Origin of the sequence: Salinicola sp. RZ23 (assembly GCF_003206675.1) — a bacterium.
Lineage (GTDB): Bacteria > Pseudomonadota > Gammaproteobacteria > Pseudomonadales > Halomonadaceae > Salinicola > Salinicola endophyticus.
Map to the genome: position 1 here is coordinate 38,653 of NZ_PZJK01000002.1, position 23,135 is coordinate 61,787.

19 protein-coding genes are annotated in these 23,135 nt (G+C 66.5%); 15 read left to right on the plus strand and 4 right to left on the minus strand.

Translation table 11 applies throughout. The features are described 5' to 3' along the window. Window positions 1-75 precede the first annotated feature (75 nt). The 6 genes from pilV (at window position 76) to DOM67_RS02155 (ending at window position 6,253) form a co-directional block, all read left to right on the plus strand. Window positions 76-579, plus strand: a complete 504-nt coding sequence (gene pilV / locus DOM67_RS02130; protein WP_110674037.1) for a type IV pilus modification protein PilV — start codon at window positions 76-78, stop codon at window positions 577-579. Beyond that, window positions 579-1,532, plus strand: a complete 954-nt coding sequence (locus tag DOM67_RS02135; RefSeq protein ID WP_110674038.1) for a PilW family protein — start codon at window positions 579-581, stop codon at window positions 1,530-1,532. The genes pilV and DOM67_RS02135 overlap by 1 nt, the downstream gene beginning before the upstream one ends. Then, entirely contained in the window at window positions 1,525-2,010 is a 486-nt protein-coding gene (locus tag DOM67_RS02140; RefSeq protein WP_110674039.1) for a PilX N-terminal domain-containing pilus assembly protein, read from the plus strand. The genes DOM67_RS02135 and DOM67_RS02140 overlap by 8 nt, the downstream gene beginning before the upstream one ends. Beyond that, a complete protein-coding gene (locus DOM67_RS02145; protein ID WP_157958769.1) occupies window positions 1,994-5,302 on the plus strand; it encodes a PilC/PilY family type IV pilus protein in 3,309 nt (1,102 codons plus the stop codon). Before DOM67_RS02140 ends, DOM67_RS02145 begins: the two co-directional genes overlap by 17 nt. 142 nt (window positions 5,303-5,444) lie before the next feature. After that, entirely contained in the window at window positions 5,445-5,891 is a 447-nt protein-coding gene (locus DOM67_RS20050; protein ID WP_110674041.1) for a type IV pilin protein, read from the plus strand. Between the two features lie 152 nt (window positions 5,892-6,043). Further along, window positions 6,044-6,253 (plus strand): hypothetical protein, encoded by a 210-nt coding sequence (locus tag DOM67_RS02155; protein ID WP_110674042.1) that lies wholly within the window; start codon window positions 6,044-6,046, stop codon window positions 6,251-6,253. A 45-nt stretch (window positions 6,254-6,298) separates the two neighbouring features. Here DOM67_RS02155 and DOM67_RS02160 read toward each other — a convergent pair whose 3' ends face one another. Next, window positions 6,299-6,835: a GspH/FimT family pseudopilin gene (locus tag DOM67_RS02160; RefSeq protein WP_110674043.1), complete on the minus strand. Its 537-nt coding sequence runs from the start codon at window positions 6,833-6,835 to the stop codon at window positions 6,299-6,301. An 81-nt stretch (window positions 6,836-6,916) separates the two neighbouring features. Between DOM67_RS02160 and thiO the strand changes: the two genes are divergently transcribed. Next, the gene (gene thiO / locus DOM67_RS02165; RefSeq protein ID WP_110674044.1) at window positions 6,917-8,002 is read left to right on the plus strand and encodes a glycine oxidase ThiO; all 1,086 of its coding nucleotides are present in this window, start codon (window positions 6,917-6,919) and stop codon (window positions 8,000-8,002) included. Between the two features lie 112 nt (window positions 8,003-8,114). Continuing rightward, complete coding sequence (locus tag DOM67_RS02170) at window positions 8,115-9,755, plus strand: NAD+ synthase (RefSeq protein WP_110674045.1); 1,641 nt, start codon at window positions 8,115-8,117, stop codon at window positions 9,753-9,755. Between the two features lie 146 nt (window positions 9,756-9,901). Here the strand turns inward: DOM67_RS02170 and DOM67_RS02175 are convergent, their stop codons facing one another. Beyond that, window positions 9,902-10,714 carry an outer membrane protein assembly factor BamD gene (locus DOM67_RS02175; protein ID WP_110674046.1) on the minus strand — a complete coding sequence of 271 codons (813 nt, stop codon included), beginning with the start codon at window positions 10,712-10,714 and terminating at the stop codon, window positions 9,902-9,904. 119 nt (window positions 10,715-10,833) lie between these two features. Here DOM67_RS02175 and rluD point away from each other — a divergent pair, with 119 nt between their 5' ends. The 3 genes from rluD (at window position 10,834) to clpB (ending at window position 15,362) form a co-directional block, all read left to right on the plus strand. Beyond that, on the plus strand, window positions 10,834-11,793 hold the full coding sequence (gene rluD / locus DOM67_RS02180; protein ID WP_110674047.1) for a 23S rRNA pseudouridine(1911/1915/1917) synthase RluD: 960 nt from the start codon (window positions 10,834-10,836) through the stop codon (window positions 11,791-11,793). A 29-nt stretch (window positions 11,794-11,822) separates the two neighbouring features. Next, on the plus strand, window positions 11,823-12,593 hold the full coding sequence (gene pgeF / locus DOM67_RS02185; RefSeq protein WP_110674056.1) for a peptidoglycan editing factor PgeF: 771 nt from the start codon (window positions 11,823-11,825) through the stop codon (window positions 12,591-12,593). Between the two features lie 183 nt (window positions 12,594-12,776). After that, complete coding sequence (clpB, locus tag DOM67_RS02190) at window positions 12,777-15,362, plus strand: ATP-dependent chaperone ClpB (protein ID WP_110674048.1); 2,586 nt, start codon at window positions 12,777-12,779, stop codon at window positions 15,360-15,362. Window positions 15,363-15,498: 136 nt separating this feature from the next. Here the strand turns inward: clpB and DOM67_RS02195 are convergent, their stop codons facing one another. After that, window positions 15,499-17,061, minus strand: coding sequence for a sugar porter family MFS transporter (locus DOM67_RS02195; RefSeq protein WP_348627293.1), 1,563 nt, complete (start codon window positions 17,059-17,061; stop codon window positions 15,499-15,501). A 479-nt stretch (window positions 17,062-17,540) separates the two neighbouring features. Between DOM67_RS02195 and DOM67_RS02200 the strand changes: the two genes are divergently transcribed. Beyond that, on the plus strand, window positions 17,541-19,265 hold the full coding sequence (locus tag DOM67_RS02200) for an acetolactate synthase 3 large subunit (protein ID WP_110674050.1): 1,725 nt from the start codon (window positions 17,541-17,543) through the stop codon (window positions 19,263-19,265). Continuing rightward, window positions 19,265-19,756, plus strand: a complete 492-nt coding sequence (ilvN, locus tag DOM67_RS02205; RefSeq protein WP_106418766.1) for an acetolactate synthase small subunit — start codon at window positions 19,265-19,267, stop codon at window positions 19,754-19,756. Before DOM67_RS02200 ends, ilvN begins: the two co-directional genes overlap by 1 nt. Before the next feature lie 89 nt (window positions 19,757-19,845). Here ilvN and ilvY read toward each other — a convergent pair whose 3' ends face one another. After that, complete coding sequence (gene ilvY / locus DOM67_RS02210) at window positions 19,846-20,730, minus strand: HTH-type transcriptional activator IlvY (protein ID WP_110674051.1); 885 nt, start codon at window positions 20,728-20,730, stop codon at window positions 19,846-19,848. A gap of 179 nt (window positions 20,731-20,909) precedes the next feature. On the opposite strand from ilvY, the gene ilvC reads away from it, so the two are divergent. Both ilvC and pssA read left to right on the plus strand, forming a co-directional pair. Next, a complete protein-coding gene (gene ilvC, locus DOM67_RS02215) occupies window positions 20,910-21,926 on the plus strand; it encodes a ketol-acid reductoisomerase (RefSeq protein WP_110674052.1) in 1,017 nt (338 codons plus the stop codon). A gap of 179 nt (window positions 21,927-22,105) precedes the next feature. Continuing rightward, entirely contained in the window at window positions 22,106-22,978 is an 873-nt protein-coding gene (gene pssA / locus DOM67_RS02220) for a CDP-diacylglycerol--serine O-phosphatidyltransferase (protein WP_110674053.1), read from the plus strand. The last annotated feature ends 157 nt before the right edge of the window (window positions 22,979-23,135 follow it).

Below are 23,135 nucleotides of genomic sequence, written 5' to 3' on the forward strand. Positions count from 1 at the left end.
TGTAACCACTGGCAGTGCCGGTGGTCTTTACCCTGTCGGCCGTCGGTTTTCCGATGGCTCCCTGCGGAGCCGGGTGTGTCCCAGTCTCATCACGGCTTGCGCCAACAGCGCGGCCTCTCTCTCATCGAAGTCCTCGTCGCCATGCTGGTCTTCAGCATCGGCCTGCTGGGCACTGCGCAGCTGTTGGCACAGCAACAGCGGCTGGGGCAGGAGTCCAGCCACCGCGCCATGGCGACGATCATGGCGGAGGACCTGCTCGAGCGCGCCAAGCTCGACCCCGAGCGTCGCCAGCACTTCGTCGGCACCTTCGATACGGGCGCCGGCCAGCAGGATGCCGCGCCCGCGGCTCTGCGCCAGTGGATGACGGCGTGGACGGGGCGCTCCGCGTTGCCGGCGCCGAAGGTCTGTGTCAGCGCCTCGTCCGGCGATATCCCGGATAGTGTCGATGTCCAGGTCACCCTGGTCTGGTATTCACGCATCGGGCTGACCGCGCCGGCGCAGCTGCCGACGTGCGTGAGTGAGCGGGGCGATGACAACCATCAGCGCTGGGTGATGCTCTCGGCCTGGGTGGGTGCCTGATGGCGGCGCCGGTCGGGGGACGCGGCCCGGGGCGAGCCGATGCCGGCCATCGGCAGGCCGGGGCGACCCTGATCGAACTGATGGTCGCGATGGTGCTGGCGCTGGTGATGATCCTGGCGCTGACGCGGGTCTATCTCGCCAGCGCCGAGAGCGCCAGTGATGCCACCGCGCGGGCCAGCCTGACCGACAAGACGCGGCTGCTCCATGAGCGCTTCAATAGTGAGTTCCGGCGCGCTGACTTCTGGGGCCGTGTGCCCGCCGACGCCGAGCGCCGGGGTACGCTCACGCTGGGCAGCGACTGCGATGGCGACTTCGCCTTCGGGCGCAGCGTCCAGGCGGCGTCCGATCGCCCGCTGGGGGTGTGGGCGTCGACCACGCAGCCCAAGGCGTGCTCGCTGCAGAGTCCGCTGGCCAAGCAGTCCTATGTGGTCATCCGCTACGCGACCGAGACGTGCGCATCCGGCGGCTGCGGTGGTCCGGCGCTGAAGAGTTTCTATCCCTATGCGAGCTTCTTCAACGGTACCCCGCCCGCCGAGCCCGAGCGTGCCGATGCCAACGATCTGTGGCGCTATGGCGGCAGCCTCTACTACCTCAGCCAGCAACAGGGTGGCACCTCCCTGCGGCGGCTGCGGCTTTCCGGCGCTCGCCTGCGCAATCAGGAGGTGCTGGAGGGGGTCGAGGCGCTGGTCTACCGCTGGTACGTGGCCGACGCCGGCGGTAATGATGGCCGCTGGCAGACCACTGCCAACCTGAGCGCGGCGATGGCACCCCGCATCCAGGCGGTGGAGATCGAAGCGGTGGTCTCTGTGGCCACGCGCGCTACCTACCAGGATACGCAGCAGTACACGTTGAGCGATGGCACTCGGGTCGATCCGGTGCGGGGCCGGCTCTATCGGGAACTCGCCTTCGTGGTGCCGCTGGAGATGCATCGACCGGGAGGCGGCAATGGGTGACCGTCACGGACGCCATGCCCAGCGCGGCGTGGCGCTGATCATGAGTCTGATCTTCCTGCTCCTGCTGGCGATCGTGGCCGCGGCGCTGGTCGAGACCCTGGCCACCCAGAACCGCCTCGGGGTGGCGCATCAGCAGGCGCTTTCGCTGTTCCAGTCGCTGCAAGGCGTGCTCGATGAAGCCAGCCGCGAGCAGACCGAGTTGCGCGCGCAGGCCCAGCTCGCCAAGCCTGGCACGTCACAGGCGTGGCAGGGGGACAAACCTACGCTGCCTGCGGGCAGCGGGCTCCAGTTCGAAATGCTGCGCGCTGCCTACGGCTGTCTGGTGCCCGGCTACTCCAACGGCAGTTGCCTGCCGCTGGAGCTCGAGGCCAGCGGCGCGCGTGGCGCTGCCGCCGTCAACGCCCGGCAGGTGTTGGGGCTGCGGGTCGAAACGGTCGACGTCACGTCGGGAGGGGACAGCCGTGCGGGTATCTTCTGAGCACATCGCATGCGGCAGCCGCACCTCCCGTATCCGCCGCCGCTGGTCCGAGGCGGTAGTAACGCGTCTCTTGCTGTCTCTGGCGCTGCTGGCGACGCTGTGCGCGACCCTGCCAGCGGGGGCCGACGACACCGATATCTACCGTAGCCTCTACGATATCGAGTCGCGCAGCGCCAAGCCACAGGTGATGATCCTGTTCGACACCTCTGGCAGCATGCGCGACATCGTCGCCGGCGGCGGCGGCGTGAGCGAAGGTGCTCCCGGTGGCAGTACGCTCGACGGTATCGCTGGCGGTGGCGACGACGACAGCAAGATCAACATCGCCAAGACGGTGATCGATAAGCTGGTGCGCGACAATCCCCAGGTCGACTTCGGGCTGACGATCTTCAACTACAACGCCTACTTGCCGGATGGCGGGCGGATCATCTATCCGCTGCCCGGCAGCCGCGAGAGCGGCGGCGATACCCAGCGCGCGGCGCTGCGGGATACGCTCGAGCAACTCGACCCCGTGACCTCGACGCCGCTGTGCGAGACCTACTACGAGATCTTTCGCTACCTGAAGGGCGAGCGGCCAGCCTACGGTACCCAGCCTCGCGCTTTCGAGGACAGTAACCCGCCCTACAGCCGCGACGCGCTCGACGGCAACTACCGCTATTCGCCCTATCGCACGCCCTTGCGTCCGTGCGAGCCGCTCTACCTGATCTACATGACCGATGGCGTGCCGCAGAACGACACGGCTGCCAATGGCGCAATTGAAAGGCTGGTGAACGGCAGCAGCTTCTATCACGGCTGCGCCGACTATGACGCGCTCGACGCCTTTTCGCGGCCGATCCGCGAGCGCAACTGCCTGCCGGAGCTGGCCTACTACATGCTGCAGCAGGAGACCTTCAGCCAGGGCGAGACGCCACGCGGGCCGGTGACCACCTATACCATCGGCTTCGATACCGACCAGCGGCTGCTGGTCGACAGCGCCAGCCCGCTCAATCTGGCGCCGGGCAAGGCGTGCCCGACGACGCGCCAGGATACCCGTTACCATGGCCGCGACGCCTGCGTGGGCTACTTCACCGCCAACAACTCGGCCCAGCTCTACGCCGCCTTCCAGGGCGCCCTCGACGACGTGCTCTCGCGCAGCACCACCTTTTCGGCGCCGGCGGTCTCCGCCGCTTTCACCAACAACACCCAGAGTCTGGACCGGCTCTATCTGCCGCGCTTCCTGCCGCACAACGCGCCGCGGTGGAGCGGCAACGTCAAGCGCCTGGCGTTCGTCTCGCAGCAGTCCTGGCACGACGCGCGCGGTCAGGAGGCGTTCGATGCCCAGAATGGCGATATCCGCAAGGACGCCTACACCTGGTGGTCCGGTAGCGACGCGCTCGACCTCGACGCGCCGGATGGCAACCTGGTCGAAGCCGGGGGCGTGGGCGCCTTGCTGCGTCAGGCCGTGGGGCGCTCGCTGGCGGGGGAGGCAGGCGGTGACGGGCGCCACGTCTATACCCAGGAGCAGGGCGCGCTGCGCCCGTTGTCGCTCTCGCCTGAGCCCGGCTGGCTGGGCAAACCGGCCAACTGGGGGTTACCGGAGTGGACGCCGGAAGCCGAAATCGCGCGGCTGATCGCCTGGGCGCGCGGTGTGGACGTGGATGACGAGAATGGTGACGGCGTACGCAATGAGGCGCGTCCTTGGATTCTCGGCGACATCCTGCACAGCGACCCCATCGCGCTGAACTATGGCCGTCTCGGCAGCGGCGATGCCGACCGCAGCGATAACGCGGAGAAACTCTATCTTGCGTTCGGCACCAACGCCGGCTTTCTGCACTTTGTCGACGGTGACAGCGGCCAGGAGCAGTGGGCCTTCATGCCGCGCGCTCTGGCCCCGCTGCAGCCGACGCTGCGTGACAACCAGGAGGCCACGGATGATCAACCGCGCCACCCCTACGGCGTCGATGGTCCGGCCGCCTTCGTGCGCATCGACGCCGATCGGGATGGGCGCATCACTCCCGGCGATGGCGACCGCATGCTGCTGGCGTTCGGGCTGCGGCGCGGTGGTCGCGACTACTACGCGCTCGATGTCACCGACCCGGCGAAGCCGGCTCTGGCCTGGCAACTGAGCGCCGACGGCGCCTTCGCCGAGCTCGGCCAGAGCTGGGCGGCACCGATTCCGACACGGGTACCCGGACACGCCAACCCGGTATTCGTGATCAGCGGCGGCTACGACCCCGGGCGTGACGATCCCGAGCGCGATGCCTCCCAGGGGGATGTACAGGGACGCGCGTTGTACATCGTCGATGCCTTGACCGGCCGTTTGATCTACCGTGCCGACCCCTCCACGCCTGAGCACTTCGTCGACGGCAAGACCTTTCGCCAGGCGCTGCCCGCCCCGCCCCAGGTGGTCGACAGCAACAACGACGGTGTCGCCGATCGCATCTATCTGGCCGACGTGGTCGGCAATCTGTGGCGGCTCGATCTCGCGGGCCGCGAGGCAGACGACTGGCGGGTGCGCAAGATCGCCGCGCTCGGCGGCAGGGGGCGCGACAATCGGCGCTTCTTCAACAGCGTCGATTTCGTCGCGCTCGATGTCGAGGGGCGCCGCCAGCCACTGCTGCTGGTGGGCAGCGGCGACCGCGCCAATCCCAAGGCGGGGGGGGAGGATAGCCAGTTGGCGGCGGTTCACGATGCCTTCTTCGCCGTGCGTGATCCGGTCAGCGTGGCGGCGGCGGATGGTGGTCAGATCGAGCCGGTCACCGTGGATCAGTTGACCGATATCAGCGATCAGCGCTTCTGCGATCGTGATGCCGACAGCGCCGAGTCGGGTGGCGACAATGGCGGTGACGACGCAGCGCGGGCCTGCCTGCCGGCGTGGCAGTCGGGGGACGGCTGGGTGCTCTATCTCGATCACGGCTACAGTCTGCCGCTGACCGGTGCCAAGGCGCTCTCGCCGAGCGTGACCCTCGACGGTAGCGTCTACTTCTCCGCCTACGTACCCGACAAGCCCGACTCGATCTGCGTACCGGTGGTGGGGCGCAGCTATCTGTTCGGCATCGATCTGCTCACCGGCCAGGGCGTCAGCGCCGTCGGCGAGGGAGACAGCGAGCTGAAAAAGGGGCGGCGCGCGGTCGCGGCGGGGGAGTATCTGCTGGGGCGACCGGCGGTGCTGGTGCGTGGCGACGAGCTCTACCTGCAGGGGATCGGTGCCGCCTCTCTAGCGGGGCTGATCAAAGCCGGTGCGGGTGGTCAGGATGGCGGCATGCAGCTGCCTTATCGCGTGCGCCGCACCTACTGGTATGAGCCGCCGCCATGACGTCGCGACCGGCGAGACCGCGCCGGCGATGGCTCGCGGGCCGCCATCCCGGTACCCACGACTCCGACACCCATTGCCCCTTATCTCGACATCCAATGTGTCGACACACTGTCCCGAATCCCGGCAGCCGGACGGAGCACCCATGAAACAGTCTCAGCGTGGCTTCACCCTGATCGAGCTGATGATCGTGGTAGCGATCATCGGCATTCTCGCCGCGATCGCCATTCCCAGCTATCAGCAGTATGTGGAGCGCTCCCGGCGCAGCGATGGCCAGTCGCTGTTGCAGAGCGCGATGGCGCGCCAGGAGAGCTACTACGGCCAGTTTCTGCAATATGCCCCTGACGTGGCGACCCTCACCGGCCAGCCGAACGGCACCCTGGGCAACGCCGACTATCAGGTGGCGGTCTGCGGCAGCCAGACTGGCTGCGCCGGTGGTGGCTCCGGCCAGACGCCGCCGGCCGGGCAGTACGTGCGCATGACCGCCACCCCCGTGCAGGGTAGTCCGCAGCAGGGCGACGGCGTGCTGTGGATCGACTCCCAGGACAGTACCGGGCGGCTGCTGAATGGCACGGAGCAGGGGACATGGTGAGGCCGGATGGGGTGCCACCCGCAGCGAGAACACCGAGCGTGCGGGGGTATGGCCGGTTGAAAAACGCCGCGCTGTGGGCGGTGCTATCGATAGGGGGGCTTTCGATAGGGTGGCTAGCGGGGCCGGTGCCCGTGCTGGCGGACGACAGCAGGATGGCCAAGTGTGCGGTGCGTCAGGCCGACGGCACGCTGCGCATCCGCTGGATCGAGGTCGACGAGGTGCGTGAGGCTCAGCGTGCGCTGCAGCGCTTCCTCGACCGAGAGGCGCCCGGAGAGGGGCGCCAGGTCGAGCACTGTATCGGCGTGCGCGAGACCTTCTCCAGCGCCCAGGCGCGCGCCGCGGAGCGCACCACGCCGCGCTGAGCCACGCCCGGGTGGCTCAGGATGTTCCGCCTTTCTCAAAGGCTCTCAAGGGCAGCCGCTGCGATCGCCATAGGTCGGCGTCACCCGGCCGGCATCGTTGAGCGTCAGGCGGTTGCCGCCGCTGGGGTTGCAGATGAAGAAGCTGCCGAAGGCGCTGTGAAAATCCCACGGCGTGCTTTTGAAGGTGATCAGGCTGCCGCGATTCCAGCTCAGGGTGACACCCGTCAACGGGTGTTCGCCTGCCAGCCGACCACCCTTGTCGTCGACCCGATGCCATAGATAGCCCTGATTCCAGTTCTTGCCGCACTGGCCGTTGGTGCCGAGGGCGCAGAGCTGCCACGGCTGGCGGGTGGCGACAGCGAGCTGATGCAGGGCTTCCAGACGCTGGCGCAGGGCCTCGGTCTCGCTCGCCAGGCGGCGGCTCTCCAGCCAGCCGCTGGTGGAGATCGCGATGCCGGCGAGTACGCCGATGATTATCACCGTGACCATCAGCTCGATCAGGGTGAAGCCGCGCTGGCGGCGTCTCCTCGACCGCAGGGCGGCGGGCGCACGCGACAGGCGGTGAACGGTACGCGGGGCGATGGCGTGATCTCCTCGAGCTGGACGGGCCGGGCACGCTCGGCGGCGCGAGTGGTAAACTCAGGCTTTTGTCGGGATATCGACATGCAGCAGGATTTCTTGATCGTGGGCGGCGGCGTCATCGGTATGCTGACGGCGCTGCAACTGGCCGATGCCGGGCACTCGGTCGCGCTGGTGGAGCGCGGGCGCTGTGGCCGCGAGGCCTCCTGGGCCGGCGGCGGCATCGTCTCGCCACTTTATCCGTGGCGCTACTCGCGGCCGATCTCGGCGCTGTCGAGCTGGTCGGAGGGGCGCTACCCGGAACTCGCCGGCCGGCTGCTGGAAGAGACCGGTATCGACCCCGAGTTTCGTCAGAAAGGGCTGCTCTATCTGCGAGTGGCGGATGTCGCGGCCGCCCTCGACTGGGCACGTGAGGTCGCCAAGCCGCTGTCGCGGATCGACGCGGCGACTCTGTACGCCAAGGAGCCGCAGGCGGCGCCTGGATTCGACGGCGCGCTGTGGATGCCGACCCTGGGCAGCATACGCAATCCTCGCCTGGGCCAGGCGCTGCGCGTGCGTCTCGCTGCCAGCCCCGGGGTGACGCTGCACGAGGGGCGCGAGGTGCGTGCGCTGATCCAAGAGGGAGCGGCCATTCGCGGGGTCGAGACCGACACCGGGTCGCTGCGCGCCGGCCACACCGTGGTCTGCGCCGGGGCCTGGTCGAGCGCGTTGCTGGCGGCGGTCGGGGTCACCCTGGCGGTGCGTCCGGTGCGCGGCCAGATGATTCTGTTCAAGGCGCCGCCCGGGCTGGTGGAGCGGGTGGTGCTGAAGGATGGCCGCTACGTGATTCCGCGCGCCGATGGCCGCGTGCTGGCCGGCTCGACCCTCGAGGAGGTCGGCTTCGACAAGCAGACCACGGCCGCGGCGTTCGACTCGCTGCACGAAAGCGCCTGCAGCATCGTGCCGGCGCTGGCGGCGTGCCCGGTCGAACACCACTGGGCCGGGCTGCGCCCCGGGTCGCCCGAGGGGATTCCGACGATCGGCGCGGTGCCGGGAATCGACGGGCTGCACATCAACGCCGGGCACTACCGCAACGGCCTGGTGCTGGCGCCGGCTTCGACCCGGCTGCTGGTCGATCAGCTGATCGGCTGTGAGCCGATCGTCGACCCGACCCCTTATCTACCGCGCTGAGCGCGGATTTTGCCCTGGCCGCGGGCATGGGCGAAAATGGTCATGACGTCGCCGAGGCCGGTTTCGGGGCGCCAGCCAACCCTGTCGTAGCTGTCTGGAGAAGAGTGGACCCATGCAAGACCTGACCCTGGTAATGGCACAGCTCGACCCGCTGGTCGGCGATATCGCCGGCAATACCGCAGCGGCGATCGAAGCCGTGCGTGAGGCGAAGCTCGAGCACGACGCCGACGTGGTGGTATTCAGCGAGCTCTATCTCACCGGCTATCCGCCCGAGGATCTGCTGCTGCGCGAGGCGATGGAGCCGCGTCTGGCCGAGGCGCTGACCGAGATGGCGCAGAAGATCGCCAAGTTCGCACCGCAGACCCTGGTGGTGATGGGGTATCCCGGCCTGCGCGATGGCCAGCGCTACAACCTGGCCGGTGTGCTGCTGGGAGGCGAATGGCGGGGTGAGTACGCCAAGCAGGCGCTGCCCAACTATCAGGTGTTCGACGAGGACCGCTACTTCGAACCCGGTACCCAGCCGCTGGTGATCGAGCACGCCGGCGCGCGGCTCGGCATCCTGATCTGCGAGGATCTATGGGATGGTGCACCGGTCCGGCAGTCGGCGCAGGCCGGCGCCGATATCCTGGTCACCCTCAACGCCTCGCCGTTCCACCTCGACAAGCCCGCCGAGCGCGAGCGGTTGTTCGCCACCCGTGCCCGTGAGGTGAGCCGGCCGGTGGTCTACGTCAACGCCATCGGCGGCCAGGACGAGCTGGTCTTCGACGGCGGCTCGCTGGTCCTGGATGCCCAGGGCGAGGTCGCGGTGCGCGCGCCGTTCTGGCTGGCCGGGCTGATGCCGGTGCGCTTCGTCGCCGCGGACGGGGACTGGCGCCCCGAACCGGGCGAGCGCGAGGCGCTGCCGGAGAGCGAGGAGAACCTCTACTGCGCGCTGGTTACCGGGCTGCGTGACTACGTCAACAAGAGCGGTTTCAAGGGTGTGGTCATGGGGCTCTCCGGGGGCATCGACTCAGCGCTGTCGCTGGCGATCGCCGTCGATGCGCTCGGCGCCGATCGGGTCCATGCGGTGATGATGCCGTATCACTACACCGCCGAGATCTCTCGCGCCGACGCCGCCGAACAGGCGCAGCTGCTCGGCGTCGGCTACGAGGTGATGCCGATCGCGCCGATGGTCGAGGCCTTCGCCGCCACCCTGGCCGATAGCTTCAGCGGCCTGGGTGCGGATACCACCGAGGAGAATCTGCAGTCGCGGGTACGCGGCGTGCTCCTGATGGCGATCTCCAACAAGAAGGGGCTGATGGTCCAGACCACCGGCAACAAGAGCGAGATGGCGGTGGGCTACGCCACCCTCTATGGCGACATGGTCGGCGGCTACAATGCGCTCAAGGATGTCTACAAGACCTGGGTCTACCGGCTGGCCAGGTGGCGCAACACCCAGTCAGCGGCGATTCCCGAGCGGGTGATCACCCGCCCACCCTCCGCCGAGCTGGCCCCTGACCAGCAGGACAGCGATTCGCTGCCGGGTTACGACGTGCTCGACGCCATTCTCGAGCGCTATATCGAAGGCGACATGAGCGCCGAGGCGATCATCGCCGCCGGCTATGACCGCGACGATGTCTATAAGGTGGTCAAACTGGTCGATCGCAACGAGTACAAGCGACGCCAGGCGCCGGTGGGCGTGCGGGTGACGCTGCGCGGCTTCGGGCGCGACCGGCGCTATCCGATCGTCAATGGCTGGCAGCCCGGCAACTAGCTGGCGAGCGACTCGAGGCCACAAAAAAACCGCGACCACCAGGTCGCGGTTTTTTGTTCTCTGCCATGGCTGGCGGACCCGCTTCGGGTCGCCCCCTTCATCAACCAGCACTTCCGGTGATGTTTGAGGGGCGGAGGCGCCACGGCTCAGCCGTTGGCGGTGAGCGGTGGATTCACCTTGACGTGCTTGGGCTCGAAGGTATCGCCATCGAGCTGGGCATTGTCGGGGTCGTTGGCGATCAGCGTCTTGAGCACGGTCTGGGCGCGGTCGCGCATGTCCAGACCCAGATAGCCCTCGACCATCACCGCCAGGGCATCGCGGGTGGCGGTGGACTTGGGATAGTGCTCGATCACCCAGCGGCCGCGCTCGACCGCGGCGACATAGGCGCCCTTGCGCAGGTAGAAGTCGGCCACCTGCAGCTCGTGGCGCGCCATCACGTTGCGCAGATAGATGATGCGCTGGCGCGCGTCCGGTGCATAGGCGCTGTCGGGGAAGCGCCGCACCAGCTCGCCGAAGTCGACGTAGGCGTCACGTGAGGCACCCAGGTCGCGCTTGGAGATATCGATCAGCTCCAGGCTTTCGAGGCTGAAGCGTCCGGCCTGATAGGCGGCCAGGCCGCGCATGTAGTAGGCGTAGTCGACCTGCGGATGATCCGGATGCAGGCGGATGAAACGGCTGGCGGCGGCGCGCGCCTGCTCCCAGTTCTCCACCTTGTAGTAGGCGTAGATCAGCTCCAGCTGCGCCTGCTCGGCGTAGCGGCCGAAGGGGAAACGGGTGTCGAGCGCTTCCAGCTGGGTCACCGCGGTAGAAAAACGGCCGGCATCGAGCGAGCTCTGGGCCTGCTGGTAGAGATCCTGCTCCTGCAGATCGGGGGCGGGCTCGTTACTGGCGCACCCGGCGAGCAGCGCGCCCGAGATCAGCAGGGCGCCCAGTGCGGGAAATCGCGCTGAAAATCGCATCGTCATCCTCGTATCAACCAATCCCTGGCGGCCGTGATAGAATCCGCCGAATCCGCTCACTATAAAGCAAACCCCGGTAGCGGCGAAATGTACCGGCGAAACGGAACCCTTCCCGACGTATGGCCGACATCCTCAAGCGTGACGAGCGCATACCCGAGCATTTGGCCGGACGACGTCTGGACCAGGCGGCGGCCGAAATGTTCCCCGAGTTCTCCCGCGAGCGCCTCAAGAGCTGGATCCAGCAGGGCGAGCTGAGCCTCGACGGGCGTACGGCGCGGCCCAAGGACAAGGTGTTCGGCGGCGAGCGGCTGGCGCTCGATGCCCAGTTGGAGGCCGAAACCCGCTGGGAGGCACAGGACATCCCGCTGACCATCGTCCACGAAGACGACGCGGTGGTGGTGATCGACAAGCCCGCCGGGCTGGTGGTGCATCCCGCCGCCGGCAACCCCGACGGCACCCTGCTCAATGCCCTGCTGCACCACTTTCCGGCACTGGCCGGTATCCCCCGCGCCGGCATCGTCCACCGTCTCGACAAGGACACCACCGGGCTGATGATGGTGGCCAAGACGCTGGAGGCCCAGACCGCGCTGGTCGAGCAGTTGCAGGCGCGCAGCGTGTCGCGGGAGTACGATGCCATCGTGGTCGGCACCATGACCGCCGGTGGCACGGTGGATGCGCCGATCGGGCGCCATCCCAAGGATCGCCAGCGCCAGGCGGTCACTGCCGGCGGCAAGCCGGCGGTGACCCACTACCGGGTGCAGGAGCGCTTCCGCGGGCATACCCATGTGCGCTGTCGCCTGGAAACGGGGCGCACCCATCAGATCCGCGTGCATCTGGCCCACGTGCGCTACCCGCTGGTTGGCGACCCGGTCTACGGCGGGCGGCTCAAGCTGCCTGCCGGGGCCGGCGAGTCGCTCAAGACGCTGCTGCGCGATTTCCCGCGCCAGGCGCTGCATGCGCACAAGCTACGCTTCACGCATCCCGTCAGCGGCGACACGGTGGAGTGCCGCGCGCCGCTACCCGATGACATCTTCCTGCTGCTGGATGCGCTGCGTCAGGACCGGGAGGGTGAGGCATGAGTCTGAGCGAAGATGCCGGGCTGCCGGGCATGACCCCGCCGGCCAGTGATGCGCCGACGCTGATCCTGCCCGACTGGGCGGCGCCGAGCACCGTCGGTGCCTTCGTCACCACGCGTCAGACCGGCCCTAGTCGCGGCCACTTCGCCGCCTTCAATCCCCAGGGCTTCAAGGGCGACGATCCGCACACGGTGGCGCGCTGCCGTGAGCTGCTGTCGCTCGAAGTGGGCGATGGACGCCCGCTGTTCTGGCTCAAGCAGGTCCACGGTGCGCGGGTGATGCAGCGCTATCAGCCCGCGTACCGCGAGACCCCGCCGGAGGCCGATGCCGCCGTCACCTCCCGGCGTGACTACGCCTGCGTGGTGCTCACCGCAGACTGCCTGCCGGTATTCTTCTGCGATCGCGCCGGCACCCGGGTGGGGGTGGCCCACGCCGGCTGGCGCGGGCTGGCCGGTGGGGTGCTGGAGGCCAGCGTGGCCGCGCTGGGGGTCGATCCGAGCGAGATTCTGGTATGGTTCGGGCCGGCGATCTCGAATGCCCAGTTCGAGGTCGGCCCGGAGGTATTCGAAGCCTTCGTCGCGGTCCAGCCGGAGGCGGAGAGCGCCTTCGACCGCAGCCCCTACCGGCTCGGCCACCATATGGCCGATCTCTACAAGCTGGCGCGCCTGCGCCTCGAGCGCCTGGGGATCCAGTCGATCAGCGGCGGCCACTTCTGCACCGCCTGCGACGAGGAGCGCTTTTACTCCTACCGTCGTGACCAGGGGCGCACCGGGCATATGGCCAGCGTGATCTGGCTGCGCTGAGTCGCGCTATCCGGCTTCCCTTCTGTTTCAGATTCCACATGAATGAGATTCGTCTGCGTCCATTTGGCGCAGGCGAATTTTTCATGCGTGACGCTTGAATTGTGCAAACATACCTCCATCTAGCTGTCAACTGATGAACTGACTCGCCGCCGACCCATTCGGCTGGCGTCTGGAGGGAATCCGATGCGTATGGATCGCATGACCACGAAGTTGCAGAACGCTCTGGCCGAGGCGCAATCGCTGGCGGTTGGCCGTGGCCACAACCAGCTCGACCCGGGGCATCTGCTGATGGCGCTGCTGGAGATGCGCGACAGCGGCGTCAAGGGACTGGTGCAGAAGGCGGGCGGTGACGTCAGCCGCCTGCGCGAGGGGCTGGCGAGTTATCTCGACAAGCTGCCCGAAGTCGGCCAGTTCGATGGCAATGTCAGCATGAGCCAGGACCTGGGTCGGTTGTTCAATCTGGCCGATCGTGAGGCCCAGAGCCGCGGTGACCAGTACATCGCGATCGAACTGGTGCTGCTTGCCGCGCTCGATCTCAAGGGCGGTGTGGCCAAGGTGCTGACCCAGGCCGGGCTGGAGCGCAAGCGTCTGGCCACGGCGATCAGCGAGGTGCGCGGCGGCGCCCAGGTCGACGATGCCAACGCCGAGGAGAAGCGCGAGGCGCTGGAGAAGTACACCCTCGACCTGACCGCGCGGGCGACCGACGGCAAGCTCGACCCGGTGATCGGCCGCGACGACGAGATCCGTCGCACCATCCAGGTGCTGCAGCGGCGTACCAAGAACAACCCGGTCCTGATCGGCGAGCCGGGCGTGGGCAAGACCGCCATCGTCGAAGGGCTGGCCCAGCGCATCGTCAACGGCGAGGTGCCGGAGGGGCTCAAGGAGAAGCGCGTGCTGTCGCTCGACATGGGCGCGCTGCTGGCCGGGGCCAAGTTCCGCGGCGACTTCGAGGAGCGGCTCAAGGCGGTGCTGAACGAGCTGGCCAAGGAAGAGGGTCGGGTGATCCTGTTCATCGACGAGCTGCACACCATGGTCGGCGCGGGCAAGGCCGACGGCGCCCTGGATGCCGGCAACATGCTCAAGCCGGCGCTGGCCCGCGGTGAGCTGCACTGTGTGGGGGCGACCACCCTCGATGAGTATCGCCAGTACATCGAGAAGGACGCGGCGCTGGAGCGGCGCTTCCAGAAGGTGCTGGTGGACGAGCCCAGCGAAGAGGACACCATCGCCATCCTGCGCGGGCTCAAGGAGCGCTACGAGGTCCACCACGGGGTCGACATCACCGACGGCGCGATCATCGCCGCGGCCAAGCTCTCGACCCGCTACATCACCGATCGCCAGCTCCCCGACAAGGCGATCGATCTGATCGACGAGGCGGCGTCGCGCATCCGTATGGAGCTCGACTCCAAGCCGGAGGAGATGGATCGTCTCGACCGGCGCCTGATCCAGCTCAAGATGGAGCGAGAGGCGCTGAAGAAGGAGACCGACGAGGCCTCGCGCAAGCGCCTGGAGAATCTCGAGACCCTGATCACCGAGCTCGAGCGCGAATACGCCGATCTCGAGCAGGTGTGGAAGGCCGAGAAGGCGAGCATCCAGGGGGCGGCCCAGTACAAGGCCGAGCTCGAGCAGGCGCGGATCGACCTCGAAGCGGCGCGGCGCCAGGGCGATCTCGGACGCATGTCCGAGCTGCAGTACGGGGTGATTCCCAAGCTCGAGCAGCAGATCGCCGAGAGCAGCGAGAGCGAGTCCAGCGATGCGGCGGAGCATCAGCTGCTGCGCTCCAACGTGACCGAGGAAGAGATCGCTGAGGTGGTGTCGCGCTGGACCGGGATTCCGGTGGCCAAGATGCTCGAAGGCGAGCGGGACAAGCTGCTGCGCATGGAGGAGGCGCTGCACGAGCGGGTGATCGGCCAGGATGAAGCGGTCACCGCGGTGGCCAATGCCGTGCGCCGTTCCCGAGCCGGCCTCTCCGATCCCAACCGGCCCAACGGCTCGTTCCTGTTCCTCGGGCCCACCGGGGTGGGCAAGACCGAGCTGTGCAAGTCGCTGGCCGGCTTCCTCTTCGATACCGAAGAGGCGATGGTACGCATCGACATGTCAGAGTTCATGGAGAAGCACTCGGTGGCGCGCCTGATCGGGGCACCGCCGGGCTATGTCGGTTACGAGGAGGGCGGCTACCTGACCGAGGCGGTGCGGCGCAAGCCCTACTCGGTGTTGCTGCTCGACGAAGTCGAGAAGGCGCATCCGGATGTCTTCAACATCCTGCTGCAGGTGCTCGAGGATGGGCGTCTGACCGATGGCCAGGGGCGCACGGTGGATTTCCGCAACACGGTGATCGTGATGACCTCCAACCTGGGCTCCGATGTGATCCAGCGCATGAGCAGCGAGGAGTCCGACTACGCGGCGATGCGTGATGCGGTGATGGCCGTGGTGGGCAACCACTTCCGCCCCGAGCTGATCAACCGTATCGACGAGGTGGTGGTGTTCCACGCCCTTGGTCAGGAGCAGATCCAGGCGATCGCCTCGATCCAGCTCGAACGCTTGCGTCAGCGGCTCGCCGAGCGCGATCTGGGGCTCGAGGTCAGCAGCGACGCCATGGCCCAGCTGGCGGTGGTGGGCTTCGATCCGGTCTATGGGGCGCGTCCGCTCAAGCGCGCGATCCAGAACCGGATCGAGAACCCGCTGGCCCAGGATCTGCTGGCGGGGCGCTTCGCCCCGGGCGACACCATCCGGGTGCACGCCGAGGGCGACCATCTGGTGTTCGCGACCTGACGTCGGCGGATACTCGCTGTACGGCTAGTGACCACGACAGAGCCCCGCCGAAAGGCGGGGCTCTTGTCTTGTCTGGGCCGCGGTTCTCACGCCCCCGATACCTTCCGAGGCCAGAGATCGCGCCTGGGGCGTCTGTTCAGGCGCGGGCGGGCTGGCGCCGCTGCGCTGCCGGGTCGCTGCCGCCGCGTACCAGGCGGCGCTGCAGCTCCTCCAGCGAGACGCCCTTGGTCTCGGGCATCAGGAACATCACGAACAGCACCTGCAATACCATCATCACGGCGAAGAAGGCGAACACCGGCCCGCCGTTGAAGTGCCCCAGCACCGTGGGCATCAGCAGTGCGATGCAGGCAGCGCAGATCCAGTGCACCGAACTGCCGAAGGACTGGCCGCGGGCGCGCACCTGGTTGGGGAAGATCTCGGCGATGAAGACCCAGATGATCGCCCCCTGGCTGATGGCGTGTGCGGCGATGAACAGGCACAGCAGCAAGGGCACGTCGAGACCACCCAGATCGCCGGAGAAGAAGGCGCGCGAGATCAGCACCAGCGAGGCGATATAGCCCACCGAGCCGATGTAGAGCAGGGTGCGCCGCCCCAGGCGGTCGATCAGCGCCATGCCGAGCATGGTGAACAGCAGGTTGATCACCCCGATGCCCACGGTCGAGAGCAGGGCAGCGCTGCTGCCGAGCTGGGCCGCTTCGAGCACCCTTGGGGCGTAGTAGATGATGAAATTGATACCGGAGAGCTGATTGAAGAAGGCGATCAGGAATGCCAGCAGAATGGGCAGGCGATAGCGGCCGGAGAAGAACGCCGGTCGCGCCTGCTGCTCGTCACTGTCGTCGGCGGCGCGGATCGCGGCGACCTGGGCGTCGACATCCGCCCGAGGGTCGAGCTGCCGCAGTACCGCGGCGGCGCCTTGGGTGTCGTTGCGGTGTAGTATCAGCCAGCGCGGGCTGCGCGGAATGCGGAACACCATCAGGGTGTAGATCAGCGCCGGCACCGCCTCGACACCGAGCATCCAGCGCCACGCCTGGCCGTCGATCAGCGCGCCGATCACATAGTTGGAGACGAACGCCATCAGGATGCCGAACACCACGTTGAACTGGTAGAGCCCCACCAGCAGGCCGCGACGCTCACTTGGCGCGATCTCCGAGATATAGGTGGGCGCCGCCACCGAGGAGACGCCCACACCGATGCCGCCGATCAGCCGGAAGAACGAGAACCAGTAGGGGTCGCTGGCCAGCGCCGAGCCCACCGCCGAGACCAGATAGAGTCCGCCGATCAGCAGTAGGGTGGCGCGCCGGCCCAGGCGGTCGGTGGGGTAGTTGCCCCAGATGGCGCCGATCACCGTGCCCCACAGGGCCATCGACATCACCAGCAGGCCGTGCTGCAGGTCGCTCAGCCCCCACAGGGCCTGGATGGGCTTGTCGGCGCCGGAGATGACCGCGGTATCGAAGCCGAACAGAAAACCGGCCAACGCTACCGTGATCGACCACTGGACGATACGGGACATGGAACTCCTCCTACTCCGGGGCCAGCGGCGCGGCCTGTATGAGATGAATCGATTCAGCTTGCGCATTACAGCAAGGGATCGGCGGAGATGCGAGCACTCGCCGGTAGACTTTCGTCGCGTTTCGGTAAGCGCAAGGGTGGGGTGAACGGCGGATGCGCCGATGTTCCCCCGGGCCATTGGTGAATGCATGCGAGGGGCGAGGAGATTGTCGAGGAGGCGAAATGCGGGGTTCGCCCCATCACGCCACAGGGCGCCGTGCCAGCGCTGATGCCGGGGCCCGCCAAGGTTGACAGTCCGGGAACGCTGGGAGAATCTAGGCGACTCCTGATTGCGGGCGCAGCCATTGCCGGGCGACCCCTGGTCGCTGCGTGAAGGGTAGGTTCTGCGTGACCTCTACCCGCCTGTCGAAGGAACTCTTTCTCAGGAAAGAGGGGAACGGGCCACCCGCTCGTCCCCGCCAACCCCACACGGCGATCTGCCGTGCCGGGAGCCGTGTCGACCTGCTGGTCGTGACGGTTTCCATGAGTGCGGGTCCCCACCCAGGGCCCATAGCCAGGATTATGGCATCAGGCGCCGACGGCACGTCGGTAGCGGCGTACCGCCGCATTAACGCTACGCGATCGCGGAAATCGCGCAGTGGCACTCGAACCTCCAGGGGAGACTCACCAGTGGAATTACTTTCCGGCGCCGATATGATCGCCCGCTTCCTGAAAGACGAAGGGGTGGAGCATATCTACGGCTACCCGGGCGGTGCGGCATTGCACATCTACGATGCCCTCTTTCGCCAGGATAGCGTCAAGCACATTCTCGTTCGCCACGAACAGGCCGCGACCCACGCCGCCGACGGCTATGCCCGCGCCACCGGCAAGCCCGGCGTGGTGCTCGTCACCTCCGGCCCCGGCGCCACCAATGCCGTCACCGGTATCGCTACCGCCTACATGGACTCGATTCCCATGGTGGTGCTGTGCGGCCAGGTGATGAGCCACCTGATCGGCGAAGACGCCTTCCAGGAGACCGATATCGTCGGCGTGACGCGTCCGGTGGTGAAGCACAGCTTCTCGATCAAGCACCCGAGCGAGATCCCCGAGGTATTGAAGAAGGCGTTCTACCTGGCCGCCACCGGACGCCCCGGTCCGGTGCTGGTGGACATTCCCAAGGACATGACGTCGCCCACCGAGCGCTACGAGTACGTCTATCCCAAGAAGGTCAAGATTCGCTCCTACAACCCGGTCACCCGCGGGCATACCGGCCAGATCAAGAAAGCGGTCGACATGATGCTCAAGGCGCGGCGTCCGGTGTTCTATACCGGCGGCGGAATCATCACCGGGCGGGCCTCCGAGGCGCTGACCGATCTGGTGCAGCGCTTGGGCTTTCCGATCACCACCACGCTGATGGGGATCGGCGGTTTCCCCCAGGGCGACCGCTGCTCCCTCGGCTGGCTCGGCATGCACGGCAGCTATGAAGCCAACATGGCGATGCACCATGCCGATCTGATCGTCGCCATCGGCGCGCGCTTCGATGACCGCGTCACCAACAACACCTCGAAGTTCTGCCCCACGGCCAAGATCGTGCATGTCGATATCGACCCCAGCTCGATCTCCAAGACGGTGCGGGCGGACGTGCCCATCGTCGGTGCCGCGGGCAGCGTGATCAGCGAGATGATCAGTCTGCTGCAGGATCGCGAGCCGGCCAGTCCCGATGCGCTCGCCGAGTGGTGGAAGAGCATCGACGGCTGGCGCGCCGAGCGCGAAGGCAAGCTCTATGAGCCGTCGAAGCCGGGCGAGGCGCTCAAACCGCAGGAGGTGATCGAGGCGGTCTACCGCGCCACCCGTGGCGAAGCCTTCGTCACTACCGATGTCGGTCAGCACCAGATGTTCGCGGCCCAGTACTACAAGTTCGCCAAGCCCAACCGTTTCATCACCTCCGGTGGCCTCGGCACCATGGGGTTCGGCTTCCCGGCGGCGATGGGCGTCAAGCTCAACTTCCCGCAGGACGACGTGGTCTGCTTCACCGGCGAAGGCAGCTTCCAGATGATGATGCAGGAGCTGTCGACGTGTAAGCAGTTCGATGTCGGGGTCAAGATCGTCAACCTCAACAACCAGTCGCTGGGGATGGTGCGCCAGTGGCAGGATCTCAACTACAAGTCGCGTCATGCGCACTCCTACATGGAGTCGCTGCCGGACTTCGCCAAGTTGATCGAGGCCTATGGCTTCACCGCGATCAAGGTGACGACCATTGACGAGCTGGAGCCGGCGCTGGAGCGTGCCTTCGCCGATACCCATGAGCTCGTGTTCCTCGATATCTATGTCGATCCTTTCGAACACGTCTATCCGATGCAGGTGCCGCTGGGCTCCATGCGTGACATGTTGCTGTCGAAGACGGAGCGGACCTGATGCGCCATATCATCTCGATTCTGCTGGAAAACGAACCCGGCGCCCTGTCCCGTGTGGTGGGGCTGTTCTCCCAGCGCAACTTCAACATCGAAACGCTGAACGTGGCGCCGACGGAAGATCCCTCGCTGTCGCGGCTGACCGTCACCACGGTGGGTGACGACCGCGTGATCGAGCAGATCACCAAGCACCTCAACAAGCTGATCGACGTGGTCAAGCTGGTCGACCTGACCGAGGGCAACCATATCGAGCGCGAGCTGATGCTGGTCAAGGTCAAGGCGCTGGGCGCCAGCCGTGACGAGGTCAAGCGTACCGCGGATATCTTCCGGGCCCAGGTCGTGGACGTGACGCCGAGCGTTTACACCGTGCAGATCACCGGCGATGCCGGCAAGCTCGACGCCTTCGTCCAGGCGATGGCGCCGATCGGCATTCTCGAAGTGGCGCGGACCGGGGTGTCCGGTATTGCCCGCGGCGACAAGCTGCTGTCGCTGTAGCCGATTCGACGGCAGCGGTACGACGCCCGGCGGAAGCGATTCCGCCGGGCGTTTTTCATGAGACGCCGGCGGGGACGGTCGAACACGGCTCAGCTAGGCAGCTGTGCCCAGAGCGCTTCGATCAGGGCGCTCTTGAGACGGCGCTTGAGTACGCACAGGCCGACGTCGTAGTGGGGCAGCTCGGGCTTGACCGGCAGGATGGTGATCCGTTCGAGCAGCGGGCTGTTGTCGAGCACGATGCGCGGCACGATGCCCACGCCGAAGCCGAGTCCGACCATGCTGACGATCGCCTCGTTGCCGGCGACCTGGGCGTAGATGCGCGGGCGTACGCCGAGCGCTCGGAACCAGGTGTCGGCATGATCGCGGGAGAGCCCGGACTCCGACAGGATCATCGGCACCTCGCGCCACTGGGCCGGTGTCGGAATCTCCGGTGTGGCCGGCAGCCAGGCGGCGCCGTCACGCGGGGCGATGAACACCAGTGGCGAGGTCGCCAGCGGCTTGAACGCCACCGCCTCCGGCAGGCTGCGTGGGCGCGCGGTGATCGCCACCTCCTCCTGTTCGGATTGGACCCGGGCAATGGCATCCGCCGGATCGCCGGTGTGCAGCTTGATCTCGATACGCGGATGGCGCTGGCGGAATTCGCTCAGCAGGCGGTAGAGGAAGCTGTAGCTGGCGGTGACCGAACAGTAGATGCTGAGCTCACCGGCCAGCTCCTGGGTCTCCGCCATCAACTCGCGCTGCAGAGTCTGCCACTGCTCCAGCGTCTCCCGGGCATAGGCATGGAACAGCTGGCCTTCCCGGGTCAGCTCGACGTGACGATTGTCACGCTCGAACAGGGTCACCCCCAGGTTCTCCTCGAGCTGGCGCAGCGAGCGACTCAAGGTCGAGGGGCTGATATGGCAGGCGTCGCTGGCACGGCCAAAGTGGAGATGTTCGGCCAGGGCCAGGAAGTGGGTGAGCGGGCGGTAATCCATAGCGTGTATATGTTGCCGTATGTGAAATGTCGCATTGCAAATATAGCGTTTTACGCAACGAGGCGCTTGTCTTATCGTGGCGTCACGGTTCGACGATCACCGCCCGCTCCGGCGGCCGGCGCGATCGCTACACCGACCTGACACATTTCAGACTGTTCGTATCGATATCGGAGTTTGCCATGCACGTGTATTACGACAAGGACTGCGACCTGTCGCTGATCCAATCCAAGCAGGTCACCATCGTGGGTTACGGCTCCCAGGGCCACGCCCACGCCAATAACCTGAAGGAGTCCGGTGTCGACGTGACCGTGGCACTGCGCAAGGGCTCCTCTTCTGCGGCCAAGGCCGAAGGTGCCGGCCTCAAGGTGGCCAGCGTCGCCGAGGCGTGCAAGAGCGCCGACGTGGTCATGATCCTGGCGCCGGACGAGAACCAGAAGGTGATCTACGAGCAGGAGATCGAGCCCAACCTGAAAGAGGGCGCCACCGTCGCCTTCGCCCACGGCTTCAACATCCACTACAACCAGGTCCAGCCGCGCGCCGATCTCGACGTGATCATGGTCGCGCCCAAGGCGCCGGGCCACACCGTGCGCTCCGAGTTCGTGCGCGGCGGTGGTATCCCCGACCTGATCGCGATCCACCAGAACGCCTCCGGCCAGGCCAAGGAGATCGCACTCTCCTACGCCGCGGCGATCGGCGGTGGCCGCAGCGGGATCATCGAGACCACCTTCAAGGATGAGACCGAAACCGATCTGTTCGGCGAGCAGGCGGTTCTCTGCGGCGGCGCGGTCGAGCTGGTCAAGGCGGGTTTCGAAACCCTGACCGAAGCGGGCTACGCCCCGGAGATGGCCTACTTCGAGTGTCTCCACGAGCTCAAGCTGATCGTCGACCTGATGTACGAAGGCGGCATCGCCAACATGAACTACTCGATCTCCAACAATGCCGAGTACGGCGAGTACGTGACCGGCCGCGAGATCATCAACGAGAGTTCGAAAGAGGCGATGCGCAAGGCACTCAAGCGCATCCAGGATGGCGAATACGCCAAGATGTTCATCGCCGAAGGCGCCTGCAACTACGCCTCGCTCAACGCTCGCCGTCGCCAGACCGCCGAGCATCCGATCGAGCAGGTGGGTGAGAAGCTGCGCGGCATGATGCCGTGGATCACCGCCAACCAGCTGGTCGACAAGAGCAAGAACTGAGCCGCTCAAGCCGTGGCACGATGCGAGGGGCGCGACCGAGGTCGCGCCCCTTTTGTTTGGCTGCCAGGGCGACAGTTTGATCGTTCGGGTAGGGCATGTGTCGCGATTCCCGCTAGGCTGTGGGTAGAATTGTCCGGCTTCCATACCGGAACGCTCTCGATATCAAAGGACTCGCCGCCATGACGCAGGAAGAACGCCACCACGAGCAGGAGCCCGAAACCATCACCATCGGCGCGACCTCGCCGCTGTTCGACGACGAGGACGAGGTGATCGAGGAGACGGTGGAGAACGGCAAGCGTATCCGTCGTCGCGGCATCTATCTGCTACCCAACCTGTTCACCCTCTCGGCGCTGTTCGCCGGCTTCTACTCGATCGTCGCGGCGATCAACGGTGACTATGCCAAGGCCGCGATCGCGATCTTCATCGCCATGGTACTCGACGGGTTGGATGGCCGAGTGGCTCGCCTGACCAATACCCAGAGCGCCTTCGGCGCCGAGTTCGACAGCCTGGCCGATATGGTCTCCTTCGGCATGGCGCCGGCGCTGGTCGCTTTCACCTGGATTCTCCAGGATATCGGCAAGATCGGCTGGATCGCCGCCTTCATCTTCGTCTCCGGGGCGGCATTGCGGCTGGCGCGCTTCAATGTGCAGATCGGCAGTACCGACAAGAAGTGGTTCGTCGGCTTGCCCAGCCCTTCGGCCGCGGCGGTAGTCGCCGGCTGTGTCTGGGTCTTCCACACCTTCGATGCCGAATCCATCGGCTTCAAGATATTGATGACGATCGTCGTCGCTGCCGCCGGGGTATTGATGGTCAGCAATGTGCGCTACCACAGCTTCAAGGAGATCGACTTCAAGGGCCCGGTACCCTTCGTCTTCCTGCTGGTGATCGTGCTGCTGTTCGTGCTGATCTCGATCGAGCCTTCGGTGATGCTGCTCGCGCTGTTTGGCTGCTACGTGGTGTCGGGCCCTTTGTTTGCACTGGGGCGCCTCAACAAGGCGCGCCGGGATAAACGCCGCAGCGCCTCCGGTGCCCAACAGGCCCAAGACGACTGACGCCGGCCCGCCTTCGACGTCTATCGACGCCCGCCTTGTGCGGGCGTCGCCGTATTTGGCTGGAGGCGGATCATTTGCCAGGGGCCGCGCCATACGTCGCCTGCAGCAATGACGCCCCGAAGCGGCGCAACTTTTTTGCCATGAGCCCTTGCCAAGG

Coding starts and splice junctions, on each gene's coding strand:
- DOM67_RS02135 (WP_110674038.1), top strand. CDS start 579: ATGGCGGCGCCGGTCGGGGGACGCGGCCCGGGGCGAGCCGATGCCGGC.
- DOM67_RS02140 (WP_110674039.1), top strand. CDS start 1,525: ATGGGTGACCGTCACGGACGCCATGCCCAGCGCGGCGTGGCGCTGATC.
- DOM67_RS20050 (WP_110674041.1), top strand. CDS start 5,445: ATGAAACAGTCTCAGCGTGGCTTCACCCTGATCGAGCTGATGATCGTG.
- DOM67_RS02155 (WP_110674042.1), top strand. CDS start 6,044: ATGGCCAAGTGTGCGGTGCGTCAGGCCGACGGCACGCTGCGCATCCGC.
- thiO (WP_110674044.1), top strand. CDS start 6,917: ATGCAGCAGGATTTCTTGATCGTGGGCGGCGGCGTCATCGGTATGCTG.
- DOM67_RS02170 (WP_110674045.1), top strand. CDS start 8,115: ATGCAAGACCTGACCCTGGTAATGGCACAGCTCGACCCGCTGGTCGGC.
- DOM67_RS02175 (WP_110674046.1), bottom strand. CDS start 10,714: ATGCGATTTTCAGCGCGATTTCCCGCACTGGGCGCCCTGCTGATCTCG.
- rluD (WP_110674047.1), top strand. CDS start 10,834: ATGGCCGACATCCTCAAGCGTGACGAGCGCATACCCGAGCATTTGGCC.
- pgeF (WP_110674056.1), top strand. CDS start 11,823: ATGACCCCGCCGGCCAGTGATGCGCCGACGCTGATCCTGCCCGACTGG.
- clpB (WP_110674048.1), top strand. CDS start 12,777: ATGCGTATGGATCGCATGACCACGAAGTTGCAGAACGCTCTGGCCGAG.
- DOM67_RS02195 (WP_348627293.1), bottom strand. CDS start 17,061: ATGCATTCACCAATGGCCCGGGGGAACATCGGCGCATCCGCCGTTCAC.
- ilvN (WP_106418766.1), top strand. CDS start 19,265: ATGCGCCATATCATCTCGATTCTGCTGGAAAACGAACCCGGCGCCCTG.
- ilvY (WP_110674051.1), bottom strand. CDS start 20,730: ATGGATTACCGCCCGCTCACCCACTTCCTGGCCCTGGCCGAACATCTC.
- ilvC (WP_110674052.1), top strand. CDS start 20,910: ATGCACGTGTATTACGACAAGGACTGCGACCTGTCGCTGATCCAATCC.
- pssA (WP_110674053.1), top strand. CDS start 22,106: ATGACGCAGGAAGAACGCCACCACGAGCAGGAGCCCGAAACCATCACC.